This is a genomic window from Intrasporangium calvum, from assembly GCF_028446585.1.
Classification (GTDB): Bacteria; Actinomycetota; Actinomycetes; order Actinomycetales; family Dermatophilaceae; genus Intrasporangium; species Intrasporangium calvum_A.
In genome coordinates, this window is record NZ_JAPFQL010000001.1 from 63,889 (window position 1) to 83,489 (window position 19,601).

The following is a 19,601-nucleotide window of genomic DNA, read 5'->3' on the forward strand; positions in this document are numbered from 1 at the left end:
TGGCAAATCAGACCGTGAGGATGGCGTTGACGTCCCGGTCGCCGAGACGCTCCCGGCCACCGAGGAAGGACAGCTCGAGCACGACCTCGATGGCCGTGACCTCGGCGCCGGCCCGCTCGACGAGTGCGGCGGTCGCCTCTGCCGTCCCGCCGGTCGCCAGGACGTCGTCGATGACGAGGACCCGCTGGCCCGGCTCGAAGGCGTCGGTGTGCACCTCGATCTCGGCGTGGCCGTACTCGAGGGCGTAGGACTCCTTGAGCGTCTGGCCGGGCAGCTTGCCGGCCTTGCGGATCGGGACCATACCGAGGCCGAGCTCATAGGCGACCGCGGCCCCGAGGATGAAGCCGCGGGCCTCGATCCCGACGACGACGTCGACCCGACCGGCGTAGCGCCGCGCGATGTCGAGGACGAGCGTCCGCATGGCAGGGCCATCGGCGATGAGCGGCGTGAAGTCCTTGAACACCACGCCCGGCTTGGGGAAGTCCGGGATGTCGCGCAGGTGGGTTCGGACGATCTCCGCGACGTCCGCCTGCGCGCCGTCCGCCGGGCTCCCTACCGCCGTCATCTCTTCGACTTCGGCGCGCGGCGGGGCTGGTTGCGGGGCCCGGACTGGGCGTACTTGTGCACGGGCCGCGCGGCTCCGACACCGGCCACATCGGCGCCGTTGCCCGGCTCCCCCGTCAGGTCGGCACCGACTCCGACCGGCTCGCCTGTCGCGCCGGCTGCTGCAGGAGTGCGCTCGTCCCAGCTCGGCTGCTTCGCTCCGTGACGGGCGACGTAGCGGTCCAGGTCGACGACGGCCTGCTCCTTGCGGCGCAGGTGCACGAGCAGCGGGGTGGCGATGAAGATCGACGAGTAGGCGCCGACGGCGATGCCGATGAAGAGCGCCAGGGACAGGTCGAGCAGGGTGCCCGGGCCGAGCATGGTGAAGCCGACGAAGAGGATCGCCGCGATCGGCAGGAGCGCCACGACCGTCGTGTTGATCGACCGGACGAGGGTCTGGTTGACGGCGAGGTTGGCGGCCTGGGCGTAGGTCATCCGCTTCGTGCGGAACGCCTCCGCGGTGTTCTCGCGCACCTTGTCGAAGACGACCACCGTGTCGTAGAGCGAGTACCCGAGGATGGTCAGGAAGCCGATCATCGACGACGGGGTGATCTCGAAGCCGAAGAGCGAGTAGATGCCGACGGTGATGATCAGGTCGTGCAGCAGGGCCGCGAGTCCCGCGACGGCCATCTTCCACGTGCGGAAGTAGAGCGCCATGACGATGGTGACCAGGACCAGGAAGACGATGAGTCCGCGGATGGCCTGCTCGCTGACGGCGGCGCCCCAGCTCGGACCGATGAGCGTCGAGCTGATGCTGTCGCGGCTCACGCCGAAGCGCTCGGCCAACGACGTGCGGGCGGCGTCGGTCTTGTCCTGGGCGGTCTCGGTCTGCACCCGGACGGTGTTGCCGCCGACCACGGTCGTGGTGACCGTGCCGGGGATGCCGGCCTCGCTGACCGCCTCCTGCGCCTTGGCCTCATAGTCCTGGGTGCTGGAGACGCCGAGCACCCGGAACTCCATGCCGCCACGGAACTCGATGCCGAAGTTGAGCCCCTTGAGGGCGATCCCGGACAGCGCGATGGCAATGAGGACCGCGGAGAAGGCGTACCAGACCTTGCGGCGCTGGACGAAGCCGATGGAACGGCGGCCGGTGTAGAGGTCGTTGCCAAACTGGGCGAAGTTGATCATGCCTGGGCCTTCCCCTCGGCGAGACGGGTGGCGGTGCGAGTCGCAGGTGTCGCCCCGGCCGGCCGGAACTGGCCGCGACCGCGGTAGCGCGGCGCCTCCTTGGCCCCGAGCCGCTCCGGGTCGAGTCCGGACCACTTGTGGCCGTTGCCGAAGAACTCCGTCCGGGCGAGCAGCTGGACCATCGGGTGCGTGAAGAGCATGACGACCGCGAGGTCGATGAGCGTCGTCAGACCCAAGGTGAAGGCGAAGCCGCGGACGTTCGCAGAGGCGAGCAGGTAGAGCACGACCGCTGCGAGCAGGTTGACCGTGTCCGCGGCGATGATCGTGCGGCGCGCCCGCTTCCAGCCGGTCTCGACGGCGGCGACGAGCGGTCGTCCTTCGCGGACCTCGTCGCGGATCCGTTCGAAGTAGACGATGAAGCTGTCGGCCGTGATGCCGATGGCCACGATGACGCCGGTGACGCCCGCCATGGTGAGGCGGAAACCGTGCGTCGTGCCGAGGACGACGAGTGCGAGGTAGGTCAGCACCGCCGCGACGACGAGCGAGAAGACGGTGACCATGCCGAGTGCGCGGTACTGGAACATCGAGTAGACGACGACGAGGATGAGGCCGATCAGGCCGGCGAGCAGGCCGAGGCGCAGCTGCTCCTCGCCGAGCTGCGGCGTGATGGTGTCGTTGGTCTGGAGCGCGAACGACATCGGTAGGGCACCGAACTTCAGCTGCTCGGCGAGCCGCTGGGCGGAGTCGAGCGTGAACGACCCCGTGATCGAGGCGCGACCGTCGGTGATGACGGCCTTGGCCTGCGGGGCCGTGATCACCCGCTTGTCGAGCACCACGGCGAACTGGTCGAGCGGAGGCTGGCTCTGCAGCCCGACGAGGCGCTTGGTCACCTCGGCGAACTTCGTGCGACCCGCGTCCTTGAAGGAGAGGCGGACCTCGACGATGGAGGTCGGCTGGCCGGTCGGCCCGGGCTGGTAGCCGCTCGTCGCGTCGCCGATCTCGCTGCCGTCGATCTCGACCGGGCCGAGGACGTACTTGGTGACGCCGTCCTCGCCACAGGTGGCCATCGGCGCGTCCTTGAGGTCCGAGGCCTTGTCGACGGCACCCGGCGCCAGGCAGTTGAGCGCCATGTACTCCTTGGCCACGGTGGCAGCGGCCTTGTCGGCCTTGTCCTGCTCCCAGCCCAGGGTGAGGAGCCCCTGGACGGTCTGCGCGGCAACGGCGGCCTCGAGCTCGGCGTCGGTCGGCGCGGCGGGCGTCTCGGTGGCCGGAGCGTTGGTCGTCGCCGTCCCGGACGGGGTCGCCGACGTCGTGGGCGCCGTGGTCGCGGCGACCAGGGCCTCGGGGACGATCCCGCTGGCGGCCGTCGTGCTGGCGGAGGGGGCGGGCGTGCCCGTGGTCGTGCCCGTCACGGCGCCCGTCGTGGTCGCGGTCCCGGACGGCGTTGCCTCAGGGGTGGCCTGCGGCGTGCCCCGCTCGAAGTCCTGGAGGAAGACGGGGCGGAAGCGCAGCTGCGACGGCTTGCGGATCGCGTCGAGCTGCTCCTCGGACGGGGTGCCGGGGATGGCGACGACGATGTTCTTGCCGCCCTGCGTGGAGATCTCGCTCTCGGCGACGCCGTTGGCGTCGATGCGCTGGCGGATGATCTCGACGGCGCGGTCGAGCTGGCCGGGGTTGACGGCGGAGCCGTCCTCGATGACGGGAGCGAGCACCATCTCGGTGCCGCCCTCGAGGTCGAGGCCGAGACGCGGCGTCAGCTGTCCGCCGCCCCACTGGAACAGCCCGCCGGCGAGTGCCGCGAGGCCGATCGTCAGCGCGAGCAGGACGCCGAGGCTCCTGAGGGCCGCCTTCTTCGTGGTGATGCTACGAGCCACTGGGCGGCCTCACTGACCGGACTGGGGCGCGTCGTCCGACGGCGTCCGGTTGGGGGGCGGTGCCGTCACGTCGGCCTGCTTCATCGCCACGGCCCTGCGGTCGAAGCGGATGATCAGGCCCTCGGCCACCTCGAGGTGGGCGCTGATGTCGTCGAGGTGTCGGATCGTCCCGAAGATGCCCGACGAGGTGACGACCTGGTCACCGACGTTGAGGGAGGAGTTGAACTGGCGCATCTGCTTGGTGCGCCGGTTGGCACTCCAGAACATCCAGCCGAGCAGCATCAGCGGCAGGGCCAGGATGATCAGCGAGGAGGCCCCGTTGCCGGTATCCATATCAGGCTCAATCCTTCGAATTCTCGTTCCGGGCGTCACGCAGCCCAGCGGGTGGTGGGCTCCACGTCGAACGTCCGGGGGCACCGGATGGTGCCGCGGCGACGGCGGAGGCGCCCGCTGGAGTCTACGTCCGGCGTGCGGGTTTGTCAGACCGAGAGGAGGCCGTATGCCGCTGGGCTCGGTCACGTTTTGGCCGCGGTCGCGCGGTGGTCACGTCTCGAACCGTCCCCCGGCCCCTTCCTCCAGCGGGAGGGTGGCCGCCCAGAGTCCCTGGGCGTCGAGCGGCGGCGTCAGTCCGAGGTGCTCCCAGGCCAGTGCCGAGGCGGCCCGGCCGCGCGGCGTGCGCACCATGAAGCCCTCGCGGACGAGGAACGGCTCGGCGACCGTCTCGACGGTGTCGGGCTCCTCCCCCACGGCGACGGCGAGCGTCGACAGCCCGACGGGGCCGCCGCTGAACCGCCGGCAGAGGGCGTCGAGGACGGCGCGGTCGAGCCGGTCGAGACCGCGCTCGTCGACGTCGAAGAGCTCCAGCGCCTGCCGGGCAGCGCTCTGGGTGACGCGGTCCTCGCCGTGCACCTGGGCCCAGTCGCGCACGCGGCGCAGGAGCCGGTTGGCGATCCGAGGTGTCCCCCGGGACCGCACCGAGATCTCGACGATGCCGTCCTCGTCGGCCTCCAGGCCGAGGAGGCGGGCCGAGCGGTGCAGGATCGTCACGAGGTCGCTCGGGTCGTAGAAGTCGAGGTGGCCGGTGAACCCGAACCGGTCCCGCAGCGGCGCCGGCAGCAGTCCCGCACGCGTCGTGGCGCCCACGACGGTGAACGGGGGCAGCTCCAGGGGGATCGCCGTGGCGCCGGGTCCCTTGCCGATGATGACGTCGACCCGGAAGTCCTCCATCGCCAGGTAGAGCATCTCCTCGGCCGCGCGCGACATGCGGTGGATCTCGTCGAGGAAGAGCACTTCCCCCTCGGCCAGCGAGGACAGGATCGAGGCGAGGTCGCCGGCGTGCTGGATCGCTGGTCCGGACGTGATCCGGATCGGCTGCTCCAGCTCGCTCGCCACGATCATCGCGAGCGTCGTCTTGCCCAGGCCCGGGGGTCCGGACAGCAGCACGTGGTCGGGGGGCGTGCCGCGGCGCCGGGCCGCCTTGAGAACGAGGCCGAGCTGGTCGCGCACCCGGGTCTGCCCGGGGAAGTCGTCGAGCCGCCGCGGCCGCAGCGCGGCCTCCACCTGCCGGTCGTCGGCGTCGCTGCGAGCGTCCACGATGCGCGCGGTGGCGTCGTAGGACTGGTCCCACTCCTGCTCGTCGATGCTCATCGGCCGAGCTCTCGCAGGGCAGCCCGGAGCATCGCTGAGACGCTGGCGCCGTCGGCGGCCTGGGGTGCGACGCGGTCGATCGCGTCATCGGCCTGCCGGGCCGTCCAACCGAGGCCGACGAGGGCCTCGCGGACCTGCTCGCGCCAGTCGTCGCTCCCGCTCCGCTGCGGCGTGACGCCCGCCGACTCCCCCGACCCACCGAGGACGCCGAGCTTGTCGCGCAGCTCGAGGACGAGCCGCTCAGCGCCCTTCTTGCCGATGCCGGGCACCTTGGTCAAGGCCGCGATGTCCCCCGACCCGAGCGCGCGGCGCACGGACGTCGGGTCGTGCACGGCCAGCAGAGCCAGGGCGAGCCGCGGCCCGACGCCGGACACCGTCTGCACCGTCTCGAAGACGTGCTTCTCGTCCTCCGTGGCGAAGCCGTAGAGGGTCAGGGAGTCCTCGCGCACGACGAGGCTCGTCGCGAGGTCGGTGGGCTGCCCGGCGCGGACCGACGCCGCGGTGGCAGGGGTGGTGTGGACGAGCATGCCGACCCCGCCCACCGCGAGGACGACGGAGTCGAGGCCGGCCTTGAGGACGGTTCCGGACAGGGAGGCGATCATCGGCGGGCTGCTCCAGCGGTCGTGGGTCGGCGATGGCGAGTGGGCGTGGTCCGGGCCTGGGCCGCTGCGGCCTCGGCGAACCTGCTCTGGGTGCCGCCCCGCCACACGTGACAGATGGCGAGGGCCAGGGCGTCGGCGGCGTCGGCGGGCTTGGGCGCCTGGTCGAGGCCGAGCAGCCGGGTCACCATCGCGGTGACCTGCCGCTTGTCGGCCCGCCCGCTGCCGCTGACCGCGGCCTTGACCTCCGTCGGCGTGTGCAGGGCGACCGGCAGGCTCCGTCGCTCGGCGAGCATCATGACGATCCCGGTGCACTGCGCCGTGCCCATCACGGTGGAGACGTTGGTGTCGGCGAAGACCCGCTCGATGGCGACGGCCTCGGGCCGGGTCCGCTCGAACCACTCGCGCAGCTCGTCCTCCAGGGCGACCAGCCGCCGCGGTGTGGGATCGGTCGACGGCGTCCGGATCACCCCGACCTCGACGAGCGAGAGCCGCCGGCCGGGCAGCCCGTCAACGACGCCGACACCGCACCGGGTGAGGCCGGGGTCCACCGCGAGGACGCGCACGACCCACCTCCAGACCTGTTTCTGCTGACCGAACACGTGTTCGGCTCCACCGTAACGGCCCCCTCCCCCGGAACGGCGGAAGGCACGCCGCGCGCGACGTGCCTTCCGGCTGGGAGCGAGCCAAGCGGCATACGGCATCAGTGCTGCCGCGCCACGGGCGAGCCGGTCACTCCTCGTTGTCGAGCTGCTCGAGCACGTCGTCGGGGATGTCGCCGTTGGCGTAGACGTTCTGGACGTCGTCGCTGTCCTCGAGGGCGTCGATGACGCGGATCATCTTCTTCGCCCCGTCGAGGTCGAGCGGGACCTGCAGGTTGGGCACGAACGACGCCTCGGCGGAGTCGTAGTCGATCCCGGCGTCCTGCAGCGCCGTGCGCACCGCGACGAAGTCGGTCGCCTCGGAGACGATCTCCCACGTGTCGCCGTTGTCGTTGACCTCCTCGGCGCCGGCGTCGAGGACGACCTCGAGGATGTCATCCTCGGACTTCTCGCCCTTGGGGACGATGACGACGCCCTTGCGGTTGAAGACGTAGGCCACGGAGCCCGGGTCGGCGAGCTGGCCGCCGTTGCGGGTCAGCGCGGTGCGGACCTCGGCGGCCGCGCGGTTGCGGTTGTCGGTGAGGCACTCGATGAGCAGCGCGACGCCGTTCGGGGCGTAGCCCTCGTACATGATCGTCTGGTAGTCAGACCCGCCGGCCTCAGCACCCGAGCCGCGCTTGAGGGCACGGTCGATGTTGTCGTTGGGGACCGAGGTCTTCTTGGCCTTCTGGATCGCGTCATAGAGCGTCGGGTTGCCGGCGGGGTCGCTCCCGCCCTGGCGAGCCGCCACCTCGATGTTCTTGATGAGCTTGGCGAAGAGCTTGCCGCGCTTGGCGTCCTTCGCCGCCTTCTGGTGCTTGGTGGTGGCCCATTTGGAGTGGCCGCTCATGCGTTCCCTCGCGTTCCGTTGCTGATGCGTTCGCCCGCTGGCCGGTCAGCGGCTCTGCTCGACGATCCTGACGAACTCGGCGTGGATCCGGCGATCTTCACCGACTTCCGGGTGGAAGGACGTCGCCATGAGATTTCCCTGCCGAACCGCCACGATCCTACCGGCGGCTGCTCCGTGCCTCACCCGGGCGAGGACCTCGACCCCTTCGCCGACCTCCTCGACCCATGGTGCGCGGATGAAGACGGCGTGCACGGAGCCATCGAAACCGGCGTAGTCGAGCTCGGTCTCGAAGGAGTCGACCTGCCGGCCGAAGGCGTTGCGGCGCACGGTCATGTCGATGCCGCCCAGGGTCTCCTGGTCGGCACGCGCGTCGGCGATCCGGTCGGCGAGCATGATCATCCCCGCGCACGACCCGTAGGCCGGCATCCCGTCGGCGAGCCGCTTGCGCAGCGGCTCCTGCAGGTCGAAGGCCCGCACGAGCTTGTCCATCACCGTCGACTCGCCGCCGGGGATGACGAGGGCGTCGATCGCCTCGACCTCGTGCGGTCGGCGCACGGTGATGACGTGCGCGCCGAGGTCGGTCAGGGCGGCGACGTGCTCGCGCACGTCGCCCTGGACGGCGAGGACGCCGATGGTGACTGTCACAAACCCCAGATCGTATGCCGCTGGGCCGGGTGAGCGTGAATCCGCCCTTCCCTGCCCCGAGTGCGACGGACACCACGCATCGTCTTGGTCACGTCGCGCGCGGGCGCGGCGGTCGGGGTTGGCACGATGGGAGCAGTCGACCAGAGGAGTACCGATGACCTTGGAGACCGCGCTGCGGGAGTCCCAGACCGACATCCTCGATGAGGCGTTCCGAGCCCTCGAGCGCTCGCACGTCTCCCATTACGAGAAGGCCGGTGAAGCGTTCACCCGGGAGCGACTGGGCCGGCTGTTCGACCTGGTGGTCGGGGCCATCGAGACGCGCAGCCTCGGGCCGTTGGCCGGCTACGCGGACCGCATCGCCGCGGAGCGGTTCGCGGCCGGGTTCGACATCTCCGAGGTGCAGCTGGCGTTCAACTCGCTCGAGGAGGCGATGTGGCGGCGGGTCGTCACGGCACAGCCGGCGGAGCAGCTGGCTGACGCGATCGGGCTGCTGAGCACCGTCCTCGGCTTCGGCAAGGACGTGCTGGCCCGGAAGTACGTCTCCCTCGCCTCGCACCGGCACGTCCCGTCGCTCGACTACAAGGCCCTCTTCTCCGGGGTCGACGAGGGCTCCCCCACCAGCTGACCCTCCCCGGGGGTCGAGCCGGCCGCAGACAGACGTATGCCGCCGGGCTGACTCAGCCCAGCGGCATACGGCCTGCTCGTGGTGGCGGCCAGGTCACCAACCGCGCTCGGCGAGCCGGTGCGGCTGCGGGATCTCGTCGACGTTGATGCCGACCATGGCCTCACCCAGGCCGCGGGAGACCTTGGCGATGACGTCGGGGTCGTCGTAGAAGGTCGTCGCCTTGACGATGGCCTCGGCGCGCTGCGCCGGGTTGCCGGACTTGAAGATGCCGGAGCCGACGAAGACGCCCTCGGCGCCGAGCTGCATCATCATCGCCGCGTCGGCGGGCGTCGCGATGCCGCCGGCCGTGAAGAGCACGACCGGGAGCTTGCCCTCGCGCGCCACCTCGGCGACGAGCGCGTAGGGCGCCTGCAGCTCCTTGGCCGCGACGTAGAGCTCGTCCTCCGGCAGGCTGCGCAGGCGGGCGATCTCGGCGCGGATCTGACGCATGTGCATCGTCGCGTTGGAGACATCGCCCGTGCCGGCCTCGCCCTTGGAGCGGATCATCGCCGCGCCCTCGGTGATCCGGCGCAGCGCCTCGCCGAGGTTCGTCGCCCCGCAGACGAAGGGGACGGTGAACTTCCACTTGTCGATGTGGTTGGCGTAGTCGGCCGGGGTGAGGACCTCGGACTCGTCGATGTAGTCGACCCCGAGGCTCTGGAGGACCTGCGCCTCGACGAAGTGGCCGATCCGGGCCTTGGCCATGACGGGGATCGAGACGGCCTCGATGATGCCGTCGATCATGTCGGGGTCGCTCATCCGGGACACGCCACCCTGGGCGCGGATGTCGGCCGGGACCCGCTCGAGGGCCATGACGGCGACGGCGCCGGCGTCCTCGGCGATCTTGGCCTGCTCCGGCGTGACGACGTCCATGATGACGCCGCCCTTGAGCATCTCGGCCATGCCCCGCTTGACGGGGGACGTGCCGGTGGCGCTGTCGGGCTGGGAGTGAGACTGGGTCTCGGTTGTGCTCACGCTCGTCCTGCTTTCGTGCTCGGTTGTTCCCCAAATCGTAGGCCCATGCGCTGGGTCCTCTCGACCGCCTCTGGTCAGGCGTGGGTCAGGCCCGCGTCAGGCCCTCGCCAGGCCCCCGTCAGGCCCCCGTCAGGCCCCCGTCAGGCGACGAGCCCGGGTGGCATCTCGTCGTCGAACTCGACCGTGCGCGGCATCGGCGTGTGTCCGGCGAGGCGGAAGAGCCGCACCACCCACTTGCGCCGCACTCGCCGCACGTCGGTCACGGCGTCGTTGTGGAAGCGGCGGGCGAGCTGGACCCGCATGCACGCCGAGCGCAGCCGGGCGAGGTGGTCGACTCCGAGCGGGCCGTCCTCGTGCAGCGTCTCGCCCACCTCCTCGGTCACGGACACGTGGAGGGCCTCGGTCAGGTCGTTCTCGACGGCCTCTCGGATCTCGCCGTGCTCACCTGGGTTCTCGAGGGACTCCGCCGCCGCCGTCGCGAGGATCAGCGACGTCGCGCCGTCCAGCAGGCCGCTGTGCGCCAGCTCCAGGGAGGCCTCGGCCCGACGGACCAGCTGGGCGTCGAGTGCCGCGAGCGTCCCGGTGAGCCGCACGTGGAGGCGGTCGAGACGGGCGGCGGTGTAGGTGAGGTACCAGGCGATGACGACGAGGACGAAGAGGACGGCGAACACCCACGACAGCACGTCGCTCATCGGGCACCCCCACGCAGGAAGCGGTTCCACCGTGTCGACGGCTCGGTCTGGGCCGCCAGCCGCCCCTCGACCACCGTCTCGTAGACGGCCCGGATCTGGTCGGCGACCACCGACCAGTCGAACAGGTGCGCCCGGGCCTGGCCGCTCGTCGCCAGCTCCCGGCGCCGCTCCGGGTCCTTGAGCAGACCGATGAGCTGCTCCGCGAGATGGGCCGGGTCCTCGTTGCGGAACATCGCACCGACGGCTCCTCCGTCGAGCACCCGGGAGAAGGCCGGGAGGTCGCTCGCGAGCACGCACGCCCCCGCCGACATGGCCTCGATGAGGATGATCCCGAAGCTCTCGCCGCCGGTGTTGGGGGCGATGTAGACGTCGGCCGACGCCAGCAGGGACGCCTTGTCCTCGTCGGACACGGAGCCGAGGAACTCAGCGGCCTGCCGGACTCGTTCCGGCCAGCCATCGGTGACCTCGACCGGGTCGCCCGGACCGGCCACCAGGAGACGCAGCCCGGGCACCTCGTCGAGGACGGCCGGGAGCGCCGCCGCGAGGACCGGCAGGCCCTTGCGTGGCTCGTGCATCCGGCCGAGGAAGGCGATCGTGGGTCGCTCGGGAGTGCTCGTCCACTCGGGACGGTGCGGGGCCGCGGCGAAGCGGTCGACATAGACACCATTGGGGATGACGATGGCATCTCCCCCGATGTGCGTCGTCACGGTGCGGCGGGCGTCCTCGCTGACCGCAATGCGAGCTGCCACCTTCTCCAGGGCGGGCCGAATGATCGGGTAGGCGGTCTGCATGGTGCGCGAGCGGATCATCGAGGTGTGGAAGGTGGCGACGATGGGCCCGTCCGCCGCCATCAGGGCGAGGACGCTGACGCTCGGCGCCATCGGCTCGTGGATGTGCAGGACGTCGAAGCGGCCGTGGTCGAGCCAGCGGCTGACCTTCGCCGCGGTGACGGGTCCGAAGTTGAGTCTGGCGACCGAGCCGTTGTAGCGCACCGGGGTGGCGCCTCCCGACGAGACGACGTAGCCGGGCAGGGTCGTCTCGCTGTCGGCGGGGGCGAGGACGGAGACCTCCTCCCCCTCCCCGATGAAGTGCTCGGCGAGGTCGCGGACGTGGAACTGCACGCCGCCCGGCACGTCGAACGAGTAGGGGCAGACGATGCCGATCCTCATCGCGCCCCCCGGGGAGGGCTTGCCTCGAGGTCGTCGACGAACACCCGCTGGAGCATGTGCCAGCTCGACGTGTGCTCGCGAATCGTCGCGGAGAGGTGATCGGCACACTGCTGGACGAGGTCCTGGGCCTTGGCGGCGGTCGGTCCGGTGACGCGAGGCTCGAGGCGGTGGCTGAACTGGATCACGGTGCGATAGCCGCCCAGGCCGGTGCCCCGTGGGGCGGGCTCGTAGTGGATCGAGGCGCAGAAGAGGGGCGCCCCGGTCAGGAGCGAGAGGACTGCCGGGCCCTTGGCCATGCGAGCGCGGTGGCCGACGAGGTCGACCTCGACGCCGTTGCTCGTCAGGTCCCGGTCGCTCGCCAGCGCGATGACCCGGCCGCCGGCACGGGCCGTCTCGACGAGGGCGGCGAAGGGGTCGCCCCCACCCGTCAGGGGGATGATGTCCATCCCGATGGCGTTGCGGAAGGCCACGAACTCCTCGAAGACCTCCTCCGGCTCGAGGCGCTCGGCCACCGTGGTCACCGGGCCGAGCTGCCCCGCGGCCCAGGCGGCCGCGAGGTCGAAGTTGCCCAGGTGGCCGACGAAGACGACGACGGTCTCGCCCTTCTCGGTGAAGCGCCGGATCGCGTCGTCGCCGTGGCAGACGACGGCGCCCTCGATCTGGTCGCGGGTCAGCGAGGGCAGCCGGAAGGCTTCGCAGTAGTAGCGCATGTAGGACCGCATCCCGGCCCGGACGAGCGCCTCCAGCGCAGCGTCATCGAGCTCGGGGCGGGCGCGCCGGTAGTTGGAGCGCAGCCGGTCGAGCCGTTTGCCGCCGCGACGGACGCTGACCTCGGCGATGCGGTCGAAGAGGCCGTAGGCGAGCGGCTCGGGCAGTCCACGGAGCACCCGCCAGCCGAGCTTGAAGCCTGTCGCGGTCGCACGGTCGGTCAGCCGCTTGGCCATGGAGTGGCGCCGGCCAGCGCTCGCTGACTCGACGGTCGGCCGCGTCAATGGTTGACCTCTCCTGTGGCCATCGCCTGCGACCGGACCGTGAGGATGCGCTGCAGGACGGTGATGAGGCTGGCGACGGCGAGCAGGGCCAGGACGCCGCCGAGCAGGAGGGTCGAGTCGAGGAGGTCGGCGAAGAAGGCGGCGACCAGCACGGCGAGGAGCCGGTCGGCACGCTCGGCGATCCCGACGGACGCGGTGAAGCCGAGCCCCTCGGCGCGCGCCCGGGCATACGACACGACGCTGCCGAGGATGAGGCAGGCCAGCGCGAGGCCGGCCATGAGGCTGTTGTCCCCCACCGATGCGTAGTAGAGGACGAGCCCGCCGAAGATCGCCGCGTCGCCGACCCGGTCCAGGGTCGAGTCCAGGTAGGCGCCCCACTTGGTCGACCGGCCGGACTGGCGGGCCATGATCCCGTCAATGGTGTCGGAGAAGACGAACGCCGTGATGACGAGGACGCCGATCCACAGGTCGCCGCGGGGGAAGAAGACGAGCGCTCCGGCGCTGACTCCGACGGTGCCGACGATGGTCACGACGTCAGGGCTGATGCCCAGCCGCAGGAACAGGTGGGCGATCGGACCGAGGATCTTGGTGACCGTCGCGCGCAGGAGTGTGTTGAGCATGGTGGGCCCAGCCTACTGACCGGGCGGAGGGCCGGCCGCTCGACGGGCCGACGCGGCGGTGACGGTCAGGTGTCAGTCGGTCGGCCAGGCGTCGACGACTCGCTGTCGGGTGTCCTCCAGGAGGACGGGCAGGGCCTTGGTCTGCCCGACGATGGGCAGGAAGTTGGAGTCGCCGCCCCACCGCGGCACGACGTGCTGGTGCAGGTGCGCGGCAACGCCCGCGCCGGCGACGGCGCCCTGGTTCATGCCGAGGTTGAACCCGTGCGGTCCGGACGCGGCCTCGAGGGCTCGGATGGCGGACTTGGTCAGCTGCGTGAACTCCGCCGTCTCGTCGTCGGTGAGGTCGACGTAGAGCGAGACGTGCCGGTAGGGGCAGACGAGCAGGTGCCCCGGGTTGTAGGGGAAGAGGTTCATGACGACGTAGCAGTGGGTGCCGCGGTGGACGATGAGGCCCTCGGCGTCGGGCTTGTCCGGCGCGGCGCAGAACGGGCAGCCGGCGCCGGCCTCGTCGGTGGGCTTGTCGCCGACGATGTAGGCCATCCGGTGGGGGGTCCACAGCCGCTCGAACCCGTCGTCGACGTGGGCGAAGCCGGCGTGGTCCTCGAGCCGGGGACCGCTGCCCCGCGCGGCTGCCCCGACCGTCCTGTCGCTGGCCTGATCGGTCATGGGCCGCATCCTATGTCGAGCGCGTCGGGGCACGGCGGGCGTGTCGATTTGGGGCGGTCGGGCATGTGCCGGTTCAATGGAGACGGCCCTGCGGTGTGTGAGACCGCAGGGCCGCTTCACGTCCAGACCCAGGTGGCCGTATGCCGCTGGGCCGGCTCCCGCGGGTACCGCGCGGCCCCGTGGGTGTGAGAGCCACGGGGCCGGAGATCGCGGTGCCGGCGCGGCGCGAGAGCGCATCGTCCGGGAAGGTGAAGGCCCGGGAAGTATGAGTTCCCGGGCCTTCGATCTTCGCTCACCGAAGTGAGGAAGAATCCGATCCGCCGAAGCGGTTCGGTAGTTCCTTTGTAGCCCCGCCACCTGTCATTGGCAAGGGGTTCCACAAAAGTTTTCCTGGCGGTTCGCCAGTCTCCCGGCGTGTCGCGTCGACACGCCGGGAGAGCCGCGGTCAGCGGTAGATCAGGACGTGGCCGGAGGCTGCAGAGCCGGCTTCGTCGTCGTCTCCGGCTCGATCCCGACCAGGGCGAGCTGGCCGAGTCGCGAGGCGTCGGTCGCGTCGTTGAGGACGCGCAGCGAGTACTGCGGGGCGTGGAAGCCGCGCGAGTTCTCGGACACGACGTAGTCCAGGAAGAACTGCGCCTTGCGCTGGTACGCCCGCGCCTTCTCGAGCCGGTCCTGGGCCACGCCGGTGGCCTGGGCCTTCTCGATGTCCTTGATCAGGGCGGTGAGAGCGTCGAACGTGACGTCCTTGGCGGCCTCGTAGCGGTCGTGGATCGTATCGACCCGCTCGCGCATCTCGACCTCGGTCGTCTTGTGGCAGGTGAGGCACGACTGGTTGATCGTCGCCTCGGTCATCATCGGGCTGCGGACCTGGTGGTCGGTGACCTTCATCGCGCCCTCGCGCTTGTAGGACATGTGGCAGTCCGCACAGCTGACTCCGGCCTTGGCGTGCACACCCTGCTCGTACGTCTCGTAGTCGGGGTGCTGCGCCTTGAGCACCCGGCCCCCGGTCAGCTTGTGCGTGAAGTCGGTGAAGCCGACCTCGTCGTAGTACTCGAGCGCGTTGTCGACGGTCAGGCCCCGGTCCCACGGGAAGGTCAGGGTCTTCTCCTCGCCCTTGAAGTAGTACTCGACATGGCACTGGGCGCAGGTGAAGCTGCGCATCTCCTGGAAGGTGGCCTGCTTGTTGACGTCGTAGTTCGGGACGCCCTGTGAGGCCTTGAGCTCCTTGATCCCCTCGATGAACGCCGGGCGCGTGATGCGCAGCGCCATCGTCTTGGGGTCGTGGCAGTCGATGCAGCCGACGGGGTGCTTGGCCAGCTTGGTGGCTTCCTTGTACGGCATCTTGTTCATCGCGGCCCAGCCGGCGGCGTCGTCACCCTTGCCGAGGGCGTTGGTGATCTCCGGGAGGGAGGCGTGACAGTTGAGGCAGGCTCCCGGCTGCTCCTTCTCCAGGACACGCCTGGTGTGGCGCTGGTCGAGCAGCATGTAGGCGTGCCCCCGGGGCTCGCGGTAGTCGATGGCGAAGGCGTAGCCCTGCCACATCGTGACCAGGCGGGGGTCCTTCAGGAGCTTCTGCTGCGCCACCTCGGTGCGGGGGTCCTCGGGCGTGGCCTGACGCGCCTCGACGTCCTTGGGGTCCATCTCGGCGGTGTTCTTCCAGCCCTCGTACTCGGCCGGGAAGTTCTGCCCCCACACAGCTGAGTCGTAGGTGGTGTCGGTCAGCTCGGTGACCTTGACGAACGTCGCCTTGTCCTCGGCCCGGCGCTCGATGATGTTGACGAGCAGCGCGGCGACCGCGAACGTGACGACCGCGCCCGCGACGAGGAACGCGACGAGGAGGAACCGCCTCCGGCGGCGGGGAGCGGGTCGCTCTCCGGTCTGACTGGGTGTGTTGTCGCTCATGGCGCCCTTATCTCTCGTGACCGACTTCGCTGTGACACTGCAGGCAGGAGACGCCCTCGCTGTGGTCGCGGGTCATCTCGGTCTTGTCGACGACGTCCTTGTGGCAGTACAGGCAGGCCTCCTGGACGACCTTGCGGTTCTTGTCCCGGATCTTGATGTTCTGCGGGTAGGCGTCGAAGGTGAACTTCAGGGAGTGCCAGAACCCGTTGTCCGCCTCGTCCAGCGCCCACGCCACGGGGTCGTCCTGCGGCGCATGGCAGTCCTGGCAGGTGGCGACGTGGCGGTGCCCGCCGTTGGACCAGGCGGTGAACTGGTCGTTCATGGCGTGGCACTGGGCGCACGCCTGCGGGTCCTTGCCGAAGTACGCCGATCCGTTGGCGTATCCGAAGGTGAAGAACGACAGCCCGACCAGGACGCCCACCAGGACTCCGACGATCGGGAGGAACCATCGTCTGACCCGCCTGGCCAGCGTGGCTCGAGTGCTCTCTTTAACGGCCATGTCCCCTTCTTCCGGCTCCTCGTTTCCCTCTGATCGTCTCCGAGAAACTGCCCGACCCACAATGATCACAATCCCGCTTAAGGTGTGAATCAGACCACCCCGCAATCAAATTCGCTCAAGATGAGCAAACCGCTCATCTTTCACGTAGCGAGAGATGAGCGGTTCGGGTCGGGCGTGCTCCCGCCTCAGCCCGGGCTGACGGCCGCAGCCGGCGCCGCGGCGTGAGCGTCCACGAGCGCCACGATGAGCCGGTCCACTCCGTCGTTGGCCCGGGCCAGCAGACGGGTCGCCCGGGGCGTGTCCAGGCCGGCGAGGCAGGCTCGCGCGGCGAGGTCATCCACGAGGGCCCCACGGACGCGGTGGAAGGTCTCCAGCGTCTCGCCGAGGTCCCCGTGGTGGCGCGCCGCGATCCGGCCCTGCATGGCCGCTGCCTCGATCGCCGGCCGGATCGCGGACTCGCACTCGTGGTCGTTGCGGCCGTCGACGTAGCCCAGCAGCCCCTGCACCATCGAGCGCCCCGCAAGGCCGAGGATCTGCCGTTCCTCCGGAGTGGCCCGTGGGACCCAGGAGAGGCTGCCGCACACGGGCGCGAGCTGCTCGTGCAGCGCCCAGGCGGCACGGTCGACCGACTCCCCCAGCGCCGAGACGGACGAGTCGAGGCCCGCTGCGCGCCCGAGGAGCTGGCGGATGGTCGACTCGGCGTAGCGGCGATGCCCTCCTGGCGTCGTGAAGGCCCGGACCTTGCCGGCCGCGCTCCACCGGCGCAGCGTGGCCGGCGAGACCCCGAGCATGTCGCTCGCCTCCTGCACGCCGAGCCACACCTCGGCGTCCTCGACCGCATGGTGTCGTGGAGTGCTCATGGCTACCCGCTTCCCTTGCTCAGCTTGGCGTTGGTCTGCACGAGGACGGGGTCCTTGTGGCACTGCGAGCAGTACGCCGGCTGGTGGCACACCGCACACGCGTTCTTGTTGCCTGCGTCGACCACCGACTGGGCGTGGTTGTAGAGCATCCCGTAGTGGTCCACCTTGACGGCACCGCTGTCGTGACAGTCCTCGCAGTAGGTCGTCTCATGGCAGGAGCCGCAGGTCTCGGCAGCCGGCTTGACGCCTCCGGCCACGTTCCGGTGGCTGAAGACGAAGAGCGGGTCGACGTGGTCCGCCGGCTTCTTGCCGATCGGCACGCTCGCCGGGGTCGTCGTGCCCTGCGGGAAGGTGTGGCAGGTGTTGCAGGTCGACGGGATCGTCTCCTTGGTGATCTGTCCCTCGACGACCTTGTAGTGGGCGCCGTCGTGGCACCGGAAGCACCCCGGCGAGCTCTGGTGGCCGAGGTTGTCCGCATAGGTGCCGCCGCGAGTGTTCATCTCCGAGGTGACGACGAGCCCGTAGATGCCGGCGATGGCCCGGCTTGCCGCCGCGATCTCGTCGGCCTTCTCCTTGGCCACGGCCGGATAGTCCTTGGCGTAGAACTCACCCAGCCTCGCGATCGCCGCCTGGCCATCCGCGTCCGTGTCGTACTTGCGGTTGAGCAGGGCCACGGCGTTGCGCTTGATGTAGGGCAGGGACGGGCTGATCGCGCCGGCCGCCATGGCCTGGTCGACCGACTTGTCCACGGACGGGATGTCGTGGCCGACGCGGTTGTGGCACGCGAGGCAGTCCATGGCCCGGGTCGACCCGGCTGCCTTGAGCCGCGCGATGTCCGCATCCACGTTGGAGGACTGGCGAACCGCGGCCTCCGAGATGTACTGGACGAGCGTGCCGGTCTTGCTGTCTCGGAACTCGACCGTGTCGATCGTCTGCTGGTGCTCGTCCGTGGAGGTGTAGGTCACCTCCTGGAGCACGTGCCAGTGCATCGACACCTCCTCCGTGGTGCCGGCCTTCGCGGGCCGGATCAGCACGGCCAGGTCGTTGCGGGTGTTCTTCTCGTTGCTGGAGAAGCTGGCCCGGGTGATCAGCTTGGTCGGCTGCCCGTCCTTGGCGATCTGGGAGAGGGGGTGGCACTGCTCGCAGGTCTGCTTCGTCGTCGGCAGGGCGTCGTGCTCGATGGCCGGGATCGGCGTCGGATACGTGTTGGTGACGAGGGCGTAGAGCTCCCTCGTGCCGGCCAGCTTGGCCTTGACGAACCCCAGCACCCCGGGCTCGACGTGGCACTCACCGCAAGCCACGTCCTGGTGCACACCGGACTCGTAGGCCTTCTTCTGCGGATCCATGGTGTGGCAGGTCGTGCAGAAGCTCGCACCCTCGGAGTAGTGCACGACCTCGACCCCGCCCATGGTGCCGAGGGCCCCGATGACGAGGACCCCTCCGACCAGCGCGAGCACGCCGAGGGGAGTCTTCGGGACGGGCACGAGGCGGAGGAGCCGCCGCCGCCACCGACCCCAGAAGCCCAGACGGGGTGGTGAACCGGCCTCGGCCGAGGCCGCGTCAGCGGCCCCGGCGGGGGACATCGTCTGGTTCGGGGGCGTTCCCTGGGCGGCGGGGCCGTCCGGGTCCGCCGAGCGCGGGGGGTCGCCCCGCTGCGGGCCGTCGGAGGTTCCGGTCATGGCGTCACGAGTCCCTTCATCGACGCCTCGATGCTCGTCTCGGAGACGCTGCCCTGCCAGATCTGCTTGAGCACGCCGTCCTTGTCGATGAAGAAGTGCGCCGGGATGGCGGACACCCGGTAGGCATCCGCGACGGCCGACTCCGGGTCAGCCGCCACCGGGAAGGTGATGTTGACCCGCTCGACGTACTCACGCACGGTCGGCGTGTCCTCGGTGATGTTGATGCCGAGGATCTCCAGGCCCTGCGGGCCGTACTTCTGATAGGCCGCCTCGATGTCCGGGACCTCGGCCTGGCACGGGGCGCACCAGCTCGCGCCGAAGACGACCCAGACGGCCTTGCCCTTGTACTGGCTGAGCGAGACCTGCTTGCCGTCGATCGTCGTGACCGTGAAGTCCTGGGCCGGCGAGCCCACCTTCGGCGGCGGCACCGTCGACTTGCCCGGGATGCTGACCGCGGTGGCGCCGTTGGGCAGCGTCTCACCGCCGGGGCTCCGGCCGTCGACGAGCCACATCCCGGCGGCGACGAGCCCGGCGGTGACGAGGAGGACGACGAGGGTGCCGTAGCGGCTCGACCGGATCCGCTCACGAAGGTCACGCCGTCCACCGGAAGCCGGCCCAGCGGCATCCGGCTTCGTCTCCGGCTCGGCGAGGCCGTCGACAGCGCCCGACGAGGGCACGGGACGGGAAGCCGGCGTGGCCACCACACTCGACGCCGGTTCCCCGTCCGCGCGGTCCTCCTCCCCGTTCAGCTCGGCCTCGAGCAGATCCTCCACGTCGAAGTCGTCGTCGAGGATCGGGTCCTCGAGGGCTTCCGTGAGGGACGCGTCCCGGGGAGAACGGTCGGACATCTCGATCGCTTCCTTTCAGTGTTCGCTGGCTGCCGGGCCGGTGCTGCG

21 protein-coding genes are annotated in these 19,601 nt (G+C 70.3%); 1 reads left to right on the forward strand and 20 read right to left on the reverse strand.

Going from position 1 to position 19,601, the window contains the following annotated elements; genetic code table 11:
- Positions 1-7: 7 nt before the first annotated feature.
- The 9 genes from OO014_RS00315 to pdxT all read right to left on the reverse strand — a co-directional run bounded on the left by OO014_RS00315 (position 8) and on the right by pdxT (position 7,987).
- Complete coding sequence (locus OO014_RS00315) at positions 8-565, reverse strand: adenine phosphoribosyltransferase (protein ID WP_272460230.1); 558 nt, start codon at positions 563-565, stop codon at positions 8-10.
- Positions 562-1,731 (reverse strand): protein translocase subunit SecF, encoded by a 1,170-nt coding sequence (gene secF / locus OO014_RS00320; RefSeq protein ID WP_272460231.1) that lies wholly within the window; start codon positions 1,729-1,731, stop codon positions 562-564. Before secF ends, OO014_RS00315 begins: the two co-directional genes overlap by 4 nt.
- Positions 1,728-3,605: a protein translocase subunit SecD gene (secD, locus tag OO014_RS00325; protein WP_272460232.1), complete on the reverse strand. Its 1,878-nt coding sequence runs from the start codon at positions 3,603-3,605 to the stop codon at positions 1,728-1,730. The genes secF and secD overlap by 4 nt, the downstream gene beginning before the upstream one ends.
- Before the next feature lie 9 nt (positions 3,606-3,614).
- Entirely contained in the window at positions 3,615-3,938 is a 324-nt protein-coding gene (gene yajC, locus OO014_RS00330) for a preprotein translocase subunit YajC (protein ID WP_272460233.1), read from the reverse strand.
- 210 nt (positions 3,939-4,148) lie between these two features.
- On the reverse strand, positions 4,149-5,252 hold the full coding sequence (gene ruvB, locus OO014_RS00335; RefSeq protein ID WP_272460234.1) for a Holliday junction branch migration DNA helicase RuvB: 1,104 nt from the start codon (positions 5,250-5,252) through the stop codon (positions 4,149-4,151).
- Positions 5,249-5,854 carry a Holliday junction branch migration protein RuvA gene (ruvA, locus tag OO014_RS00340; protein WP_272460235.1) on the reverse strand — a complete coding sequence of 202 codons (606 nt, stop codon included), beginning with the start codon at positions 5,852-5,854 and terminating at the stop codon, positions 5,249-5,251. The genes ruvB and ruvA overlap by 4 nt, the downstream gene beginning before the upstream one ends.
- On the reverse strand, positions 5,851-6,417 hold the full coding sequence (gene ruvC / locus OO014_RS00345) for a crossover junction endodeoxyribonuclease RuvC (RefSeq protein WP_272460236.1): 567 nt from the start codon (positions 6,415-6,417) through the stop codon (positions 5,851-5,853). The genes ruvA and ruvC overlap by 4 nt, the downstream gene beginning before the upstream one ends.
- Before the next feature lie 166 nt (positions 6,418-6,583).
- A complete protein-coding gene (locus tag OO014_RS00350) occupies positions 6,584-7,342 on the reverse strand; it encodes a YebC/PmpR family DNA-binding transcriptional regulator (protein WP_272460237.1) in 759 nt (252 codons plus the stop codon).
- Positions 7,343-7,387: 45 nt separating this feature from the next.
- The gene (gene pdxT / locus OO014_RS00355) at positions 7,388-7,987 is read right to left on the reverse strand and encodes a pyridoxal 5'-phosphate synthase glutaminase subunit PdxT (RefSeq protein WP_272460238.1); all 600 of its coding nucleotides are present in this window, start codon (positions 7,985-7,987) and stop codon (positions 7,388-7,390) included.
- A gap of 154 nt (positions 7,988-8,141) precedes the next feature.
- Between pdxT and OO014_RS00360 the strand changes: the two genes are divergently transcribed.
- Positions 8,142-8,612 carry an RsbRD N-terminal domain-containing protein gene (locus OO014_RS00360; RefSeq protein WP_272460239.1) on the forward strand — a complete coding sequence of 157 codons (471 nt, stop codon included), beginning with the start codon at positions 8,142-8,144 and terminating at the stop codon, positions 8,610-8,612.
- A 93-nt stretch (positions 8,613-8,705) separates the two neighbouring features.
- On the opposite strand, the gene pdxS is transcribed toward OO014_RS00360, so the two are convergent.
- The 11 genes from pdxS to OO014_RS00415 form a co-directional block, all read right to left on the reverse strand.
- Positions 8,706-9,626 carry a pyridoxal 5'-phosphate synthase lyase subunit PdxS gene (gene pdxS, locus OO014_RS00365; protein WP_272460240.1) on the reverse strand — a complete coding sequence of 307 codons (921 nt, stop codon included), beginning with the start codon at positions 9,624-9,626 and terminating at the stop codon, positions 8,706-8,708.
- A 140-nt stretch (positions 9,627-9,766) separates the two neighbouring features.
- Positions 9,767-10,318, reverse strand: coding sequence for a hypothetical protein (locus tag OO014_RS00370; protein WP_272460241.1), 552 nt, complete (start codon positions 10,316-10,318; stop codon positions 9,767-9,769).
- The gene (locus tag OO014_RS00375) at positions 10,315-11,487 is read right to left on the reverse strand and encodes a glycosyltransferase family 4 protein (protein ID WP_272460242.1); all 1,173 of its coding nucleotides are present in this window, start codon (positions 11,485-11,487) and stop codon (positions 10,315-10,317) included. The genes OO014_RS00370 and OO014_RS00375 overlap by 4 nt, the downstream gene beginning before the upstream one ends.
- The gene (locus OO014_RS00380; protein ID WP_272460243.1) at positions 11,484-12,479 is read right to left on the reverse strand and encodes a phosphatidylinositol mannoside acyltransferase; all 996 of its coding nucleotides are present in this window, start codon (positions 12,477-12,479) and stop codon (positions 11,484-11,486) included. Before OO014_RS00380 ends, OO014_RS00375 begins: the two co-directional genes overlap by 4 nt.
- Positions 12,476-13,099 carry a phosphatidylinositol phosphate synthase gene (gene pgsA, locus OO014_RS00385; protein WP_272460244.1) on the reverse strand — a complete coding sequence of 208 codons (624 nt, stop codon included), beginning with the start codon at positions 13,097-13,099 and terminating at the stop codon, positions 12,476-12,478. Before pgsA ends, OO014_RS00380 begins: the two co-directional genes overlap by 4 nt.
- Positions 13,100-13,171: 72 nt before the next feature.
- Positions 13,172-13,765 (reverse strand): HIT family protein, encoded by a 594-nt coding sequence (locus OO014_RS00390; RefSeq protein ID WP_272460245.1) that lies wholly within the window; start codon positions 13,763-13,765, stop codon positions 13,172-13,174.
- A 456-nt stretch (positions 13,766-14,221) separates the two neighbouring features.
- A complete protein-coding gene (locus OO014_RS00395) occupies positions 14,222-15,667 on the reverse strand; it encodes an ammonia-forming cytochrome c nitrite reductase subunit c552 (RefSeq protein ID WP_272460246.1) in 1,446 nt (481 codons plus the stop codon).
- A gap of 7 nt (positions 15,668-15,674) precedes the next feature.
- On the reverse strand, positions 15,675-16,166 hold the full coding sequence (gene nrfH / locus OO014_RS00400; RefSeq protein ID WP_272460247.1) for a cytochrome c nitrite reductase small subunit: 492 nt from the start codon (positions 16,164-16,166) through the stop codon (positions 15,675-15,677).
- A 185-nt stretch (positions 16,167-16,351) separates the two neighbouring features.
- On the reverse strand, positions 16,352-17,026 hold the full coding sequence (locus tag OO014_RS00405) for a MerR family transcriptional regulator (protein WP_272460248.1): 675 nt from the start codon (positions 17,024-17,026) through the stop codon (positions 16,352-16,354).
- Positions 17,027-17,028: 2 nt separating this feature from the next.
- Complete coding sequence (locus tag OO014_RS00410) at positions 17,029-18,705, reverse strand: cytochrome c3 family protein (RefSeq protein ID WP_272460249.1); 1,677 nt, start codon at positions 18,703-18,705, stop codon at positions 17,029-17,031.
- Positions 18,702-19,553: a TlpA family protein disulfide reductase gene (locus tag OO014_RS00415; protein WP_272460250.1), complete on the reverse strand. Its 852-nt coding sequence runs from the start codon at positions 19,551-19,553 to the stop codon at positions 18,702-18,704. Before OO014_RS00415 ends, OO014_RS00410 begins: the two co-directional genes overlap by 4 nt.
- Positions 19,554-19,601: the final 48 nt, after the last annotated feature.